Below are 13,858 nucleotides of genomic sequence, written 5' to 3' on the forward strand. Positions count from 1 at the left end.
TATGAGTATACTAACATTATTTGTAGTAATTCCCGTCCTGATGCTGGTCGGCCTTTGGCTCACCCGTAACTTGAATCAGGTTCGTGGTGTGATGGTGGCAGGTTCCAGCGCATTGCTTCTGCTGGCAATCTATCTTACCGTTACTTTTGTTCAGATGCGTCATGCCGGCAATACTGATCCTATGCTCTTTACCTATAGCATACCTTGGTTTGCTCCACTCAATATCGCATATAGCGTGGGGGTTGATGGCATATCGGTTGTCATGATACTGCTCTCTGCTATTATCGTGTTTACGGGCACCTTCGCATCCTGGCAGGTGATTCCCAACCATAAAGAGTTTTTCCTCTGGTTCACACTCTTGAGTTCGGGCGTGTTCGGTTTCTTTATCTCTACGGACATGTTCACCATGTTCATGTTCTACGAGGTAGCATTGATTCCGATGTACCTGCTCATTGGTGTCTGGGGCACGGGAGCCAAGGAGTATTCGGCCATGAAGCTTACCTTGATGCTGATGGGTGGTTCTGCCCTTCTCATCATCGGTATCCTTGCCATTTATTTCGGAAGTGGTGCCACCACGATGAATGTAAATGAGATTGCCGCCATGGCTAATATCCCGGTGGTAGTACAGAAGACATTCTTTCCGTTTGTGTTCATCGGATTTGGAGTCCTCGGTGCCCTTTTCCCATTCCACACATGGTCTCCCGATGGTCATGCCAGTGCTCCTACGGCAGTTTCCATGCTCCATGCAGGCGTATTGATGAAGCTGGGAGGCTACGGATGCTTCCGCATCGCCATGTATTTGATGCCCGAGGCACTTGACACATGGGCGCCAGTATTCCTTGTGCTGACAACTATTTCGGTGGTTTATGGTGCTCTTTCTGCATGTGTGCAGACCGACTTGAAGTATATCAATGCCTATTCTTCGGTTTCCCACTGCGGCATGGTGCTTTTCGCATTGTTGATGATGACGCAGACAGCCATTACCGGTGCCATCCTTCAGATGCTTTCCCATGGTTTGATGACAGCACTTTTCTTTGCCGTTATCGGAATGATTTATCATCGTGCCGGGACTCGTGATGTGCGCTATCTGGGTGGTTTGATGAAGGTCATGCCTTTCTTGGGCGTAGCTTATATGATTGCCGGTCTGGCCAATCTGGGCTTGCCGGGTTTCTCAGGGTTCGTTGCCGAGATGAGTATTTTCGTCGGTTCGTTCGAGAATGCGGATACTTTTCATCGTGTAGCTACGATTGCGGCTTGTACTTCTATTGTGATTACGGCTGTCTATATCCTTCGTGTATGCGGCAAGATCTTGTATCAGAAGATTCCCAATCCTGAGTTTTTGAAACTCCACGATGCGTCTTGGGATGAGCGCATTGCCGTTGCGGGATTGATATTCTGCGTTGCCGGCCTTGGCTTGGCACCGTTCTGGGCACAGGAGGTCATCTATGATGCCGTCGGCCCTCTTATGGAGCATATTGGTCAGTTTGCGTCAGTTGCAAGTCTGTAAATGAAATAATATTTTAAGTTTTGAAACGATGAATTATTCACAATTCCTAAATATGGTTCCTGAGGTAACACTGGTTGTTATCATGGTGATTGTCTTCATTGCAGACTTTATGACTGCTCGCAAGCCCATTTTGGTGAGTGCGGAGAATGGCGGGACCGCTCCCGATCAGTCTCGTCCGTTCTTTAATGCGCTCGTTGTATTATTGATGGCTGCCCACCTTGTTATCAATATCTTCCCGACAGCAGAGGCTTCCACATTTGGCGGAATGTATGTAACGAATGAGATTGTCGGGGTTATCAAGACCATTCTTGCCTTGGGCACACTCATTGTGCTGATTCAGGCGCGTGAATGGTTGCAGCGTCCGGACACTACTTTCAAGGAAGGCGAGTTTTATATGCTCGTTATTTCCACGCTCCTTGGCATGAACATGATGGTAAGCGCCAACCACTTCCTTCTGTTCTTCCTGGGACTTGAACTGGCTTCCGTGCCGATGGCATGTCTTGTGGCACTCGACAAGTATCGCCATAATTCCGCTGAGGCCGGTGCAAAGTTCATCCTTACGGCTACATTCTCAAGTGGCGTGATGCTCTATGGCATCAGTTTTGTCTATGGTGCGGTAGGCACGCTCTATTTCGATGATGTGGCAATGCGGATAACCGTAACGCCCATGACGATTATCGGAATGGTATTCTTCTTTAGCGGACTTGGTTTCAAGATTTCCCTCGTGCCGTTCCATTTCTGGACAGCGGATACCTATCAGGGAGCTCCCACCACCGTTACGGGTTATCTTTCTGTCGTTTCCAAGGGTGCCGCTGCATTTGCATTGTGTGCAATCTTGATGAAGGTATTTGCCCCGATGACGGTTTATTGGCAGTACATGCTTATGATTGTAGTCGTTCTTTCCATTACGGTTGCCAACCTCTTTGCCATTCATCAGAGTGATTTGAAACGCTTCATGGCTTTCAGTTCAATCTCTCAGGCTGGATATATCATGTTGGCCGTGATTGGCGACAACACGATGAGTGCCGTAGCTTTGTCTTACTATGTATTGGTCTATGTCGTTGCCAACTTGGCCGTCTTCACCATCATCAGTTCGGTTGAAGAGCATAATAACGGTACGGTAGAGATAGATAGCTATAATGGATTTTATAAAACCAATCCCCGTTTGGCATTCCTGATGACCTTGGCCTTGTTCTCGCTGGGAGGTATTCCTCCTTTCGCGGGGATGTTCTCTAAGTTCTTCGTGTTCATGGCAGCGGTAAAGGGTGCGGAGATTACCACGACCGTTGGTGCTTTGGCCTATGCCACGGTATTCATCGCGTTGATTAATACGGTGATCTCACTCTACTACTATCTGCTCATTGTGAAGGCAATGTTCATCAAGCATAGCGATAACCCGTTGCCCGCCTTTGAAAGCGCCGCGTCAACCAAACTGGCTCTTGCCATCTGTACGGTGGGCGTTGTCCTCTTCGGTGTTTGCAGTGGTGTTTACAACTGGATATCAGTAGCAATATAATGAATTGTTTTTAGCCATTTGGTTAGGAATGGTTGATATAGCAAAACAAAAAGATAGATGTCCGATAAGAGGCATCTATCTTTTTTCTCCATAAAATCAGAGCAAGCAAATGATAGATTTCAGTCAGGTAAGACTTCTGGCCTTTGATGCCGACGACACCCTTTGGGACTGCCAGAACCATTTTGATCGTGCAGAGGAGGAATACGCTGGGATTCTCGAGTCCTATCGCTCAGAGGGACAGCCGGCTCCCCGTGAGGCTCTTTTTGAGGTCGAAAGCAGGAACATGCCACTATTGGGCTATGGCTGCAAGGCTTTTGCCATTTCGCTCATAGAGAATGCCATAGAGTATTCCCGTCATCGGATTTCTGCCTCGGAAATGGCAAGAATCATTGAATTAGGAAAGGTCTTGCTAAATCTTCCGGCTACTCCGTTGGAGGGAGTAGAGGATACCCTCAGAGAACTTCATCACTTGCATAGATACTGGCTGGTGGTCTTTACCAAAGGCGAGATTCTTGATCAGGAAAACAAGCTCCGCCGTTCCGGCCTTCTGCCATATTTTGATGATGTCGTGATAGTATCTGACAAAACGCCTGAAAGTTATCAGAAGCTTTGTGCCCGGCATGGTGTAGGGCTGGAAGAAATGCTCATGATAGGTAATTCTTTTAAGAGCGATGTCGCTCCGGTATTGCAGTTGGGTGGCAATGCCATCTATATACCGTTCGACGCAGTATGGCAACATGAGGTTGTGGACGAGTATGACCATTCCCGACTGTGCCGGGTCGACAAGTTCGCCGATATTCTCGCTTATTTGAAATAATTGCGTCAGAGGTGTGATTTTTGGATGAATATACTTGCGGAATTCAAGAATTAACCGTAAATTTGCTGCGTTATAATTGTCTGAAAACTAAAAACCTTGTTGCAAGATGAAACATATTCATTCGAAGACGATTTCCGCACTTACCTGTCTAGGTGTCGTTCTCTTCATCTTCTTTTCCATCGGTGCCAGGATGGGAGCTGCCAACATGCTGAACACCATCATGCACACGGCTCACGACCTGTTGCTGAATACCGTCTTCTATCTGATGGGCATCTGCGTGATAACGGGTGCCTTGGGCAAGCTTTTCGTGGAGTTTGGCGTAGTAGACTTGCTCGAAAGGGTGCTCCGCCCATTGATGAAGCCGTTGTTCCATCTGCCGGGTGTTGCCGCATTGGGTGCGGTAATGACATTCCTGAGCGATAATCCGGCGATTATATCCTTGGCGCACGACAAGCATTTCGGCAGTTTCTTCAAGAAATATCAGTATATATCCCTCACCAATTTCGGCACGGCCTTTGGCATGGGACTTATTGTCATCATCTTCATGATAAGCCAGGGGTTCGGCGCGGAGCCGCTGATAGGCCTGGTGGGGGCTTTCTGCGGCTGCATCGTGTCTACCCGTCTGATGCAGCACTTCGTCCTCAAGGCTTATCCGAATTATGCGGAAGAGGTAGCCGTAGCCCCCGATGCCGCCACACAACAGCAGGAGAAGGCTCCCCGCGAGCGTAAGTCGGTCTTTCTCCGTACGCTGGATGCCCTGCTTGACGGTGGCAAGGGAGGAGTGGAAATAGGTGTGGCCATCATCCCGGGAGTATTGATAATCTCGACCTTGGTGATGATTCTCACTTTCGGCCCCGACGCAAACGGCCAGTTTACGGGTGCGGCCTATCAGGGCGTGGAGTTTCTGCCATGGCTGGCAAACAAGGCCGACTGGCTTATCGACTGGCTGTTCGGCTTCACGGATCCTCATCAGATCGCATTCCCGATTACGGCGTTGGGAGCTGTAGGAGCCGCCTTGAGCCTGGTGCCGAACTTCATCCGGCAGGGGTGGATAGACGGGAATGCCGTCGCTGTGTTCACCGCCATCGGCATGTGCTGGAGTGGATTCCTGAGCACGCATACGGCTATGCTCGACTCCCTCGGTTATCGTGAACTGACTTCCAAGGCAATTATCTCGCATACATTGGGTGGGCTCGTCGCTGCGATCATGGCCCATTTGCTGTATCTTCTTTTGTTCTGACCGAGATTTTCCAGAAGAAAATATAAAAGGATTGATTCCCATAAGGGGAACCAATCCTTTTTATATGCATAGTCAGCAGACTTCTTTTAGAACGCTATGTTGAAGTGGAAGCGTATGCCCCATTTGTCAATGTCGCTGTGCTTGGTGTAGGTAAGCCTTCTTACATATTCTATGCCGAACATGCGGAAGATGTTGTGGATGCCGACAATGGCCTCCCAGTAAGGCTGATTGGTCATCAGGCGCGTGCGTGCGGGGAACCTGAAAAGCATCGGATCGTTGCTGCGCTCAAACGGGTTGTTCTTGTTCGTGAGGTATCCCCACATACCCTTGACGGCAATGAATTCACGGAACTTGAGGTAGTGGAGCAGCGGAATGCGGTTGAACAGTTTCCCATTCATGTCCCATGCAATGCTCCAGAATGCATAACGGTCGTTCAGAAACTCCATGTTGTTCATCAGCGAGAAGGTCTCGTCGTGGTTGAAGTAGGAAAGATTCACGGGCGGCATGATGAGCAGGGGATACGGCACCTTGTTCCATTGTGCACCGGTTTTCAGGAGCATGTCCACATGTCCCCAGCTTCCCAGCCACTGACGCTTGTACAGGCTGGCCTCCGTAAGGTTGAGGCTGTAGTTTCCTCCGAGGAAATGCTTGAATCCCGTGGTGTGCTGAATATTGATGTCGGGCTTGTCATAGTTGATGGCGAAGCGGTTCTGCTTCGTGTTTACGAAGGCCGTGTTGGCGCAGTAGCCTACGCCGAAAGTAAGCTCCGTCGTGCGGAACTTCTTCACCTCCTCGCCCCCGTTGACAGGGTTGAAGTGCAGGTCGGCGGCCACTTGGTTGCTCTCCGTCTTCAGTCCGAGGTTCATGCGGAAGCCCCAGCGTGCCTCATAGTCGAACTTTATGCTCTGCCGGTTATAGAAATACATCTCGCGGACATCCTTGGCGCGCACGGCCATGAACATGTTGTCCTTGTTGTTATGTATGAATTTGTCCGAGGGGGACATGACATCTTTCTCGCTCTCGATGACGATGTTGCGCTTGGGGAACTCGAAGGGGGAGTTCTCCTTTCTGTTGAAGGAGTAGGTGAGGGTGGAGTTGTAGTAGAAGTTTCTCGACTTCAGGCCGTATGCGCCGTAGCCGCTCCAGAAGAGGTGCGGATTCAGCGCGGCCATGGTTCGCCCGCTTGCGCGGAGGCGGAGGCCGTCGACGAAGTTATAGGAAATGATCGTATTCACCGGCCCGATGTCGAATTTGCTCTTCTCACCCTTCTTCCCGGTCTCCACGAAGTTTTCTATCAGGGCTCGCAGTCCGAACATCACCCATCCGAAATGCTTGGTCTTGATCATGCGGTCCACGAAGTCGTCCATGCCTTGCTCTCCCTTGGAGAGTTCCGTCTTACGGTTCTGATCCCAGAAGCTCTCGTCCCTTTGCTTGGCCATCGAGTAGGTATATTCCTTGGCCTTGCCGCGAAACTCCTTGTCGTCAAACGCCGTAAAGTCGTAGTCGGTGATGCGTGTATTGCGGGTAACGAGCACATCCGGCAGGAAGTCATACATGCGGAACTCCGCCCACATGTCGTCTTGCGAGAGACACCATTCCCCGTTCTGCGCCGGCTGATATTCCTGCAGTACATGCATGTTGCGCACATAGTTCACCTCGCTCTTGTTCGGAATCTGGAGCTTGCACCGTCGCACATGCAGCGACGAGTCCTTCATCACCCACAGTTCGCCCTGGAATCCGAAGTCCTGATGATTGTTCGGATAGAACAGCAGATGGTAGCAGCTGTCGTTTTCTACGGTTACCGTATCCATGATCGAGAAGCGATAGAAGCTGATGGCGGTGCGTCCGATGGGGCTGGTGAACTCATGTTGCAGGAGCATGATGAAATCATCGTAGATGTCAACATCCTTAAACATTTCCTTCAACATGTTGTTTGCCATCTCTCCGGTTTGGAAAATTGTGTTCACGCCCTTGGTTCGCTTCCCTTTGATAATGTCCTGCGATTTCTCAGGATCTTTGCGAAACAGGCGCGTGGAGATGGTCTCATCCACGGTCAGAGGCATCACTTTCTTGTCGTTCAAGGGAGAGATTTCTATCTGATCTGTATACCAATGCGTGCGTGTCGTGTCGTGTTTTATTTTGTCAACATCGTTTACTGAGAATGTAATCTTCTGGTATTTCTCATAGCGAAAGAAGTCATGCGACTCGAGTTTGTTGTGTTTTTTCTTCGCAATTACCCGCTTCATCAACTCCACGGCGGGGTTGTCCTTGCGGCTGTACCTGCGTCTTTTCGCCTTCACCTTCACCTCACTGAGCGTCTTGGAGTCGCTCTCCATGCGGGCTTCAATGAATTCTGTACCGCGGGAAACTTTCACCAGTTTCGTCTTGTAGCCCACGCAGGTAATCTGGAGGGTTCTGCCTTCTTCTTTCGCAATGCGGAAGTTGCCGAGTTCGTCGGTCAGTACGGAGCCCTTGCTGCCCTGATACTTCACACTGGCGCGTTGCAGGAGCGTACCGTCCGACCTGTCTTTCACCTGCCCTTTCACATAGGTAGTCTGTGCTTGAGCCGTGAACGCCGTAAGGTAGAACAATATGTAGAAAAATATTCTCTTGACCATTATTATCTTAAAAACCTTTCGGCAAAGTTACTCATATTTTTCCGGAATATGTAGAAAAATGAGCAAAAATATAGACAAGCTCATTGAAATACTGTTAAAAACGAAAGCGTTGACCCGACTGCGGTAGTGTACGATAAGGGCATTTAATTGTTAAAATTCAGCCTGTGAATGGCAGCGGAGTTTTCTACTGTCGTCAATAATGGGTAAAATACCCCTGTTTTTGCGATTTTTATAATCGACTGACTTTCAGTCAGATGCAAAAAGATGCTTCGGGAGAGTTCGTCCCCAGGGCGCCAAAAAACGGCAAACAAGTTTGTAAAAGGCAGCTAAAAGCTTAGCTTTTAACGGCTAAAAGGAAAGTAAAAGGCCGTTAACAGCAATGCAGGAGGCGGTCTTTTGCGTGAAAAGGGGCTCTGCTGAGTGTGTTTCGGGGTTGTTTTCCCTCTTCTCGGAGTTCGTCTTCCCGTTTCCGGTTGCTGATTTTGTGTTAAAAAATCGGTGAGTTTTCTCTCTTTGTCTTACTTTTAGAACATCGCCGGCAAATGGCGGTTTGCCTGATGAAACAGGATGGAAATGCTTTTATAAAGCCAATTTTCGTAATTCTGCTAATATTCTCATTTTCATCCGTCTCATGTAAGTATGGCGGCTTGCGTACATAAATAATAACAAAAAACTTCTTGAATTTCACAAAACTTTCGTACTTTTGCATGCAAAACAGGAGAAGAGAATGAAATACGCGCTCGTAACCGGAGGCTCTCGGGGCATCGGAAAGGCCATTGCCCATGAGCTGGCATCGACGGGGATGCCTGTAGTAATCAACTATCGCAGCAACGATGAGGCAGCTCAGCAGACAGTCGGGGAAATCAGCGCGAGCGGCGGTCGTGCCGAGCTTTTGAAGTTTGATGTCGCTGATGCCGCCGCCACGGAGCAGGCCTTGGCCGACTGGGAAGACCGTCATCCGGAAGACCACATCTCCGTACTGGTCAACAATGCTGGTATCCGCAAGGATAACCTGCTCATCTTCATGCAGAACGAGGAATGGGAGGAGGTCATCCGCACACCGCTCAACGGCTTCTTCTTCATCACCCGCCGGTTGCTTAAGAATATGCTCACGCACCGCGGAGGGCGCATAATCAACATCGCCTCGCTCTCCGGCATCAAGGGATTGCCTGGTCAGACGAACTATAGTGCCGCCAAGGCAGCCCTCATCGGGGCTACGAAAGCCCTGGCTCAGGAGGTGGCGAAGCGCGGGATTACGGTGAACGCCATTGCCCCTGGCTTTATCGACACCGACATGACGGCCGACCTTGACAAGGCGGAGCTCTGCAAGCTCGTGCCCATGGGGCGTTTCGGAACTCCCGAGGAGGTGGCCGCGCTGGCAGGATTCCTCGCCGGCGAGAGGGCCGGGTATATCACGGGACAGGTAATTCAGGTAAATGGAGGCCTATATACTTAATGACATCTTATTATGCATAGTGCATTAAGACTTATGAATTAAATAATGGAAAGACGAGTAGTAATCACCGGCATGGGCATCTGGTCGTGTTTGGGAACAAATAAGGAAACCGTAACCCAGTCTCTGCGAGAGGGGAAGTGCGGCATCGGCATCGAGGAGAAGCGTATTGAATATGGTTATCAGTCGGCGCTTACCGGACTTGTGGAACAACCCGTCTTGAAGGGCATCCTTCCCCGCCGGGAGCGTATTGGGCTGCCGGAGGAGGGCGAGTATGCCTTCATGGCTGCAAGGGAAGCCTTCGGCCAGGCCTGCATCGACGAGGATTTCCTATTGCGGAACGAGGTCGGCGTGATATTCGGCAATGACTCTTCGGCGAAGCCGGTGATAGAGTCGGCTAACATTATGGCCGAGAAACACGATACGCAACTGCTGGGTTCGGGCTATATCTTTCAGGCAATGAACTCCACCGTGAACATGAACCTGAGTGCCATCTTCCACCTCCGGGGGGTGAACTTCTCGGTCAGCAGCGCCTGTGCCAGCGGCAGCCATTCCATCGGCTTGGGGTTCCTGCTCATCAAGCAGGGGCTTCAGGACAGGGTGATTTGCGGTGGTGCCCAGGAGACTAACTTCTATAGTATGGCATCGTTCGATGCCCTCAATGCGTTCAGCAAGCGCATGGATGAGCCTCAGAAGGCTTCCCGCCCGTTTGACAGAGACCGCGACGGACTTGTTCCCAGCGGCGGCGCGGCGGCCGTGATGCTCGAGGAATACGAGAGTGCAGTCAGGCGCGGGGCTCCGATTCTTGCCGAGGTAACGGGCTATGGGTTCTCTTCCAACGGGGGAGGAATCAGCCAGCCTTCCGACGACGGCAGCGTGATTGCCATGAGCCGGGCCATGAAAATGGCGGAAGTAGAGGCTGATGACATCGATTATATCAACGCCCATGCCACCAGTACGCATCAGGGCGACATGTTCGAGGCCATAGCCCTCGACCGGCTCTTCCGCGGCAGGCATGCCTGGATATCGTCTACGAAGGGAATGACAGGCCATGAATGCTGGATGGCAGGTGCGTCGGAGGTGGTCTATAGCGTGCTCATGATGCAGAACAACTTCATTGCGCCGAACATCAATTTCGACAATCCCGATGAGTATAGCGAGCCCCTGCGCCTTGCCACGACGACCCGTGAGGCAGAACTCAACACCGTCCTCAGCAACAGCTTCGGCTTCGGAGGCACCAATTCGGCATTAGTCATCAAGAGAGTTTAGCATAATTATAAGTATAAAATTAAACATTAAAAGCAATGAAAAAAGTCTTTCTATTCATGTCGTTCATGCTGTTGGCATTGGCAACGGCAAGTGCTAAGAACAAGGAAGTAACCCTTAAGAGCGGTGATCCCACGGTATTGAACCAGCCTGGAAAAACGGCAATCTTCACATTTGATTACAAAAACACGATTTGCGAGGGAAAACCTTTACAGAAATATCTGAAAGATCGTGGCGAGGAAAATGTAAAAGACTGGCCTAAGGAGTGTCAGGACACAGAGGACAATTACTTCATGGAGCGTTGGAATGACGAGAGCAAGAAGAGCATTACGCTTATAAAAGGCGGCGAGGCAGACTATAAAGTAATCGTGCATATAGATAAATTAGATCTTGGAAGTACGGCTGTAGCCATGTTTGTCCCCACCTTTTCCCGTAAGACGGGTGCCTGCGAGGTGAGTGGGACGGTGGATATTATCGACCAGAAAACGGGGAAGACAGTCTGTGTTCTTGAAATCAGCAAGCTGCGTGGAGTAGCTACCCGTGCCTTTGAGGTGGCAAGCTCCGAGACCCGCCGTCGTGGACTTACCTATAAGAAGATGGCACAGTTGATATTGGAATTTGCTCAGAAACAAAAATAGGAATAGATATGAAGAAGTATATGATGATAATGGCAGCCGTGTTCGTAACTCTTGCGGCGGGCGCACAGGAAGTAAAAGGTAGCCTGGATGTATTGAAAGGGCAGTCGAGACTGAATGTCGTTGAAGACTGGAGCCGTCTGAAAATCTGTGATATGGACAGGGCTGCATGGGTAAAATACCGCAATTCGGAGCAGCCGGAGTATGATGCAGAGAAGGAACTTGACGAGGAATTACAGCCTCGTTTGCGTGAGGATATGCTTCCGGAAGCTAATAGCAAGCTGAACAAAAAGCGCATTTATCTCACCCGGGAGCCCGAATTGAAATATACATTATTGATTGCCCCTCTGGCTGTTGATAAGAAAGGAAACCAGCTTGTGGAGTGTATCGTGCGAGAAACAGCTACCAGCAAAGAGGTTGCCAGATTCAATATTGACGGCGACGGTGGAGTTTTCGGCTCCATGTCCAACCTTTGGGGCGATGGTTTCCGCTCCTCTGGTAAGAAGTTGGGAAAGCTCCTCCTAAAGGCAATGACAGGAAAGTAAGGGATGAATCTATCCGAATCTCTGCAGGAGAAATATACTCAGGAGACGCTGTCAGCCCGTGATGCACAACGGGCGGCGGAGTTTATCGCCTTCGGACCGATAGTTTTCGAGGTCTCGAGAATCATGGTCAAGTGGGGCATTCTCGATAGACTTCGCGACGAAACACTGACTGTCGAGGAGATTGCGGAGCGTGTGGGCTGCTCGGTCTATGCGTCAAAGTGTCTTCTGGAGGCATCCCTTACGATAGGAACGGTGCTCGTCGATCCCGCCACGAATCGTTTCTCCCTCTCCAAAACGGGCTGGTTCCTGCTCAATGATCCTGCTACCCGCGTGAATCTCGACTTCAACCATGATGTCAACTACGAGGGAATGTTCCGTCTCGAAGAGGCTCTGAAGGAGGGAAAACCTGTTGGATTGAGGCACTTTGGCAACTGGTCTACGGTCTATGAGGGACTCTCCCGATTGCCGGAGGCCGTCCGGAAGAGCTGGTTTGCCTTCGACCATTTCTATAGCGACAGCTCTTTTGAGGAGGCCTTGCGGATAGTCTTTGCCCGAAAGCTCAAGACTCTGCTCGATGTGGGCGGCAATACGGGTCGGTGGGCACTACAGTGTGTCGGACACGATGCCGATGTGAGGGTTACCATTATGGATCTCCCGCAGCAGCTGGAGCTGATGAGGGAGGCCACGAAAGACAAGTCTGGTGCCGACCGCATCGACGGTTTCGCTGTCAATATGCTGGATCCGAACAGCCTGTTCCCGACCGACCGACATTATGATGCCATTTGGATGAGTCAGTTTCTGGACTGTTTTGCGGAATCGGAGATAGCAAGTATCCTGGAGAGAGCTGCCCGAATCATGGACGAAAGGTCGACGCTCTATATTATGGAGACCTTTTGGGATCGCCAACGCTTTGAGCCGGCGGCCTTCTGTCTGACGCAGACCAGCCTCTATTTCACGGCCATCGCCAACGGCAACAGCAAGATGTATCATAGCGAAGACTTGATGCGAATCGTAGAGAAAGCCGGCTTGCAGGTGGCGAAAATCCATGATAACCTCGGACAGGGGCATTCCATCCTTGAGATAAAGAAATCAGAATAAAGCAAAATAAACAACTAAAAAGAATTATGACAAGACAGGAAATAGAAGAAAAAGTACGCGAATTCCTTATTGACGACCTTGAAATCGACGAAGAAAAGATTGCTCCCGAGGCTCAGTTGAAGGACGATCTGGGCATCGATTCACTCGACTTCGTCGATATCGTAGTCATTGTAGAAAAGAAGTTTGGCTTCAAGATTAAGCCCGAGGAAATGGCAGGAGTGAAGACGCTCAGCCAGTTCTGCGACTATATAGAAGGCAAAGTAGGAGATAAGTAGCATGCCGGAAAGAGAATGGAAGGGAAACACGGCCGGCACGACATGGATGCACCGTTGGCTCATCCGTAGTCTGCGCGTCCTCCCGCTGCGCTTCGTCTATGCGGGAGTGGCTGTTTTCGTCATTCCATTTTGCATGCTCTTTGCCCATAAAGGGTATATCTCGATGTATCATTTTTTCCGCAGGAGGCTGGAGCAAAGGCCGTTGCGGGCATTCTGGAATACCTACCTCAACCATTGCAAATTTGCCCAGGTGATTATCGACCGGTTCTATATTTACGGGGGCGGAAGGTTTGATTTCGACATCGACAACTATGACTTCTATCAGCGTCTGGCCGCAGGTGAGAAAGGATTTGTCATCCTGAGTGCCCACATTGGTAACTACGAGGCAGCGGGCTATACGCTCGTGGCGGAGACAAAGCGCTTCAATGCGCTCGTCTATGGCGGTGAGGCGCAAACGGTTATGCAGAATCGGCAGCGCATTCTCACGCAGCACAACATCCGAATGATTCCCATCCGGGAGGACATGAGCCACCTTTTCGCCATGAGCAACGCGCTGGCCGACGGAGAGTCGGTCAGTATTCCCGCCGACAGAATCTTCGGAAGTCCCCGACATGTGGAGTGCCCGCTCTTCGGAAAAGCGGCAAAGCTACCCTTGGGACCTTTCGCCATTGCCACTCAGCGGGAAGTTCCCGTCATTGCAATCAATGTGATGAAAGAGAGCGCGAAGAAGTATCACATCTACATCAAGCAGCTGGAGGCAGAGGAACCGACGGCCAAGGAACGCGCGCAAGACCTTGCCCGGCTGTATGCGCAGAATCTGGAAAGTACGATAAAGGATTATCCCACCCAGTGGTTCAACTACTATGAATTCTGGGACGAGAACTGAAA

The 13,858-nt window shown here is 50.4% G+C and carries 12 protein-coding genes; 11 read left to right on the top strand and 1 reads right to left on the bottom strand.

Translation table 11 applies throughout. The features are described from left to right. The first annotated feature begins 1 nt into the window (after nt 1). The 4 genes from BM114_RS02075 to BM114_RS02090 all read left to right on the top strand — a co-directional run bounded on the left by BM114_RS02075 (nt 2) and on the right by BM114_RS02090 (nt 5,080). Nucleotides 2-1,507 carry a complex I subunit 4 family protein gene (locus BM114_RS02075; RefSeq protein WP_092109898.1) on the top strand — a complete coding sequence of 502 codons (1,506 nt, stop codon included), beginning with the start codon at nt 2-4 and terminating at the stop codon, nt 1,505-1,507. Nucleotides 1,508-1,535: 28 nt separating this feature from the next. Beyond that, entirely contained in the window at nt 1,536-3,023 is a 1,488-nt protein-coding gene (locus BM114_RS02080) for an NADH-quinone oxidoreductase subunit N (protein WP_092109900.1), read from the top strand. 109 nt (nt 3,024-3,132) lie between these two features. After that, a complete protein-coding gene (locus BM114_RS02085; RefSeq protein ID WP_092109902.1) occupies nt 3,133-3,840 on the top strand; it encodes an HAD family hydrolase in 708 nt (235 codons plus the stop codon). Between the two features lie 106 nt (nt 3,841-3,946). Next, nucleotides 3,947-5,080 carry a nucleoside recognition domain-containing protein gene (locus tag BM114_RS02090; RefSeq protein WP_092109904.1) on the top strand — a complete coding sequence of 378 codons (1,134 nt, stop codon included), beginning with the start codon at nt 3,947-3,949 and terminating at the stop codon, nt 5,078-5,080. Between the two features lie 86 nt (nt 5,081-5,166). On the opposite strand, the gene BM114_RS02095 is transcribed toward BM114_RS02090, so the two are convergent. After that, on the bottom strand, nt 5,167-7,698 hold the full coding sequence (locus tag BM114_RS02095) for a DUF5686 family protein (RefSeq protein WP_092109906.1): 2,532 nt from the start codon (nt 7,696-7,698) through the stop codon (nt 5,167-5,169). A 727-nt stretch (nt 7,699-8,425) separates the two neighbouring features. Between BM114_RS02095 and fabG the strand changes: the two genes are divergently transcribed. From fabG to BM114_RS02135, 7 genes are read left to right on the top strand one after another with little or no spacing between them, the layout of a single operon-like run. Beyond that, nucleotides 8,426-9,154, top strand: coding sequence for a flexirubin biosynthesis SDR family reductase FlxB (gene fabG, locus BM114_RS02105; RefSeq protein ID WP_092109910.1), 729 nt, complete (start codon nt 8,426-8,428; stop codon nt 9,152-9,154). 45 nt (nt 9,155-9,199) lie between these two features. Next, nucleotides 9,200-10,420 (top strand): beta-ketoacyl-[acyl-carrier-protein] synthase family protein, encoded by a 1,221-nt coding sequence (locus BM114_RS02110; protein WP_092109912.1) that lies wholly within the window; start codon nt 9,200-9,202, stop codon nt 10,418-10,420. A 35-nt stretch (nt 10,421-10,455) separates the two neighbouring features. Beyond that, entirely contained in the window at nt 10,456-11,055 is a 600-nt protein-coding gene (locus tag BM114_RS02115; protein ID WP_143089230.1) for a hypothetical protein, read from the top strand. Between the two features lie 8 nt (nt 11,056-11,063). Then, complete coding sequence (locus BM114_RS02120) at nt 11,064-11,597, top strand: hypothetical protein (RefSeq protein WP_092109916.1); 534 nt, start codon at nt 11,064-11,066, stop codon at nt 11,595-11,597. A gap of 3 nt (nt 11,598-11,600) precedes the next feature. After that, entirely contained in the window at nt 11,601-12,695 is a 1,095-nt protein-coding gene (locus tag BM114_RS02125; RefSeq protein WP_092109918.1) for a FlxJ family methyltransferase, read from the top strand. Between the two features lie 26 nt (nt 12,696-12,721). Continuing rightward, nucleotides 12,722-12,970, top strand: a complete 249-nt coding sequence (locus BM114_RS02130) for an acyl carrier protein (protein WP_092109920.1) — start codon at nt 12,722-12,724, stop codon at nt 12,968-12,970. Nucleotide 12,971: 1 nt separating this feature from the next. Continuing rightward, nucleotides 12,972-13,856, top strand: coding sequence for an LpxL/LpxP family acyltransferase (locus BM114_RS02135; protein WP_092109922.1), 885 nt, complete (start codon nt 12,972-12,974; stop codon nt 13,854-13,856). The last annotated feature ends 2 nt before the right edge of the window (nt 13,857-13,858 follow it).

This window comes from Prevotella sp. KH2C16, from assembly GCF_900113305.1.
In the GTDB taxonomy this organism is placed as follows: domain Bacteria; phylum Bacteroidota; class Bacteroidia; order Bacteroidales; family Bacteroidaceae; genus Prevotella.

What these genes read in the sequence shown, in the direction of transcription:
- BM114_RS02075 (WP_092109898.1), top strand. Translation starts at nt 2, where the DNA reads ATGAGTATACTAACATTATTTGTAGTAATTCCCGTCCTGATGCTGGTC.
- BM114_RS02080 (WP_092109900.1), top strand. Translation starts at nt 1,536, where the DNA reads ATGAATTATTCACAATTCCTAAATATGGTTCCTGAGGTAACACTGGTT.
- BM114_RS02085 (WP_092109902.1), top strand. Translation starts at nt 3,133, where the DNA reads ATGATAGATTTCAGTCAGGTAAGACTTCTGGCCTTTGATGCCGACGAC.
- BM114_RS02090 (WP_092109904.1), top strand. Translation starts at nt 3,947, where the DNA reads ATGAAACATATTCATTCGAAGACGATTTCCGCACTTACCTGTCTAGGT.
- BM114_RS02095 (WP_092109906.1), bottom strand. Translation starts at nt 7,698, where the DNA reads ATGGTCAAGAGAATATTTTTCTACATATTGTTCTACCTTACGGCGTTC.
- fabG (WP_092109910.1), top strand. Translation starts at nt 8,426, where the DNA reads ATGAAATACGCGCTCGTAACCGGAGGCTCTCGGGGCATCGGAAAGGCC.
- BM114_RS02110 (WP_092109912.1), top strand. Translation starts at nt 9,200, where the DNA reads ATGGAAAGACGAGTAGTAATCACCGGCATGGGCATCTGGTCGTGTTTG.
- BM114_RS02115 (WP_143089230.1), top strand. Translation starts at nt 10,456, where the DNA reads ATGAAAAAAGTCTTTCTATTCATGTCGTTCATGCTGTTGGCATTGGCA.
- BM114_RS02120 (WP_092109916.1), top strand. Translation starts at nt 11,064, where the DNA reads ATGAAGAAGTATATGATGATAATGGCAGCCGTGTTCGTAACTCTTGCG.
- BM114_RS02125 (WP_092109918.1), top strand. Translation starts at nt 11,601, where the DNA reads ATGAATCTATCCGAATCTCTGCAGGAGAAATATACTCAGGAGACGCTG.
- BM114_RS02130 (WP_092109920.1), top strand. Translation starts at nt 12,722, where the DNA reads ATGACAAGACAGGAAATAGAAGAAAAAGTACGCGAATTCCTTATTGAC.
- BM114_RS02135 (WP_092109922.1), top strand. Translation starts at nt 12,972, where the DNA reads ATGCCGGAAAGAGAATGGAAGGGAAACACGGCCGGCACGACATGGATG.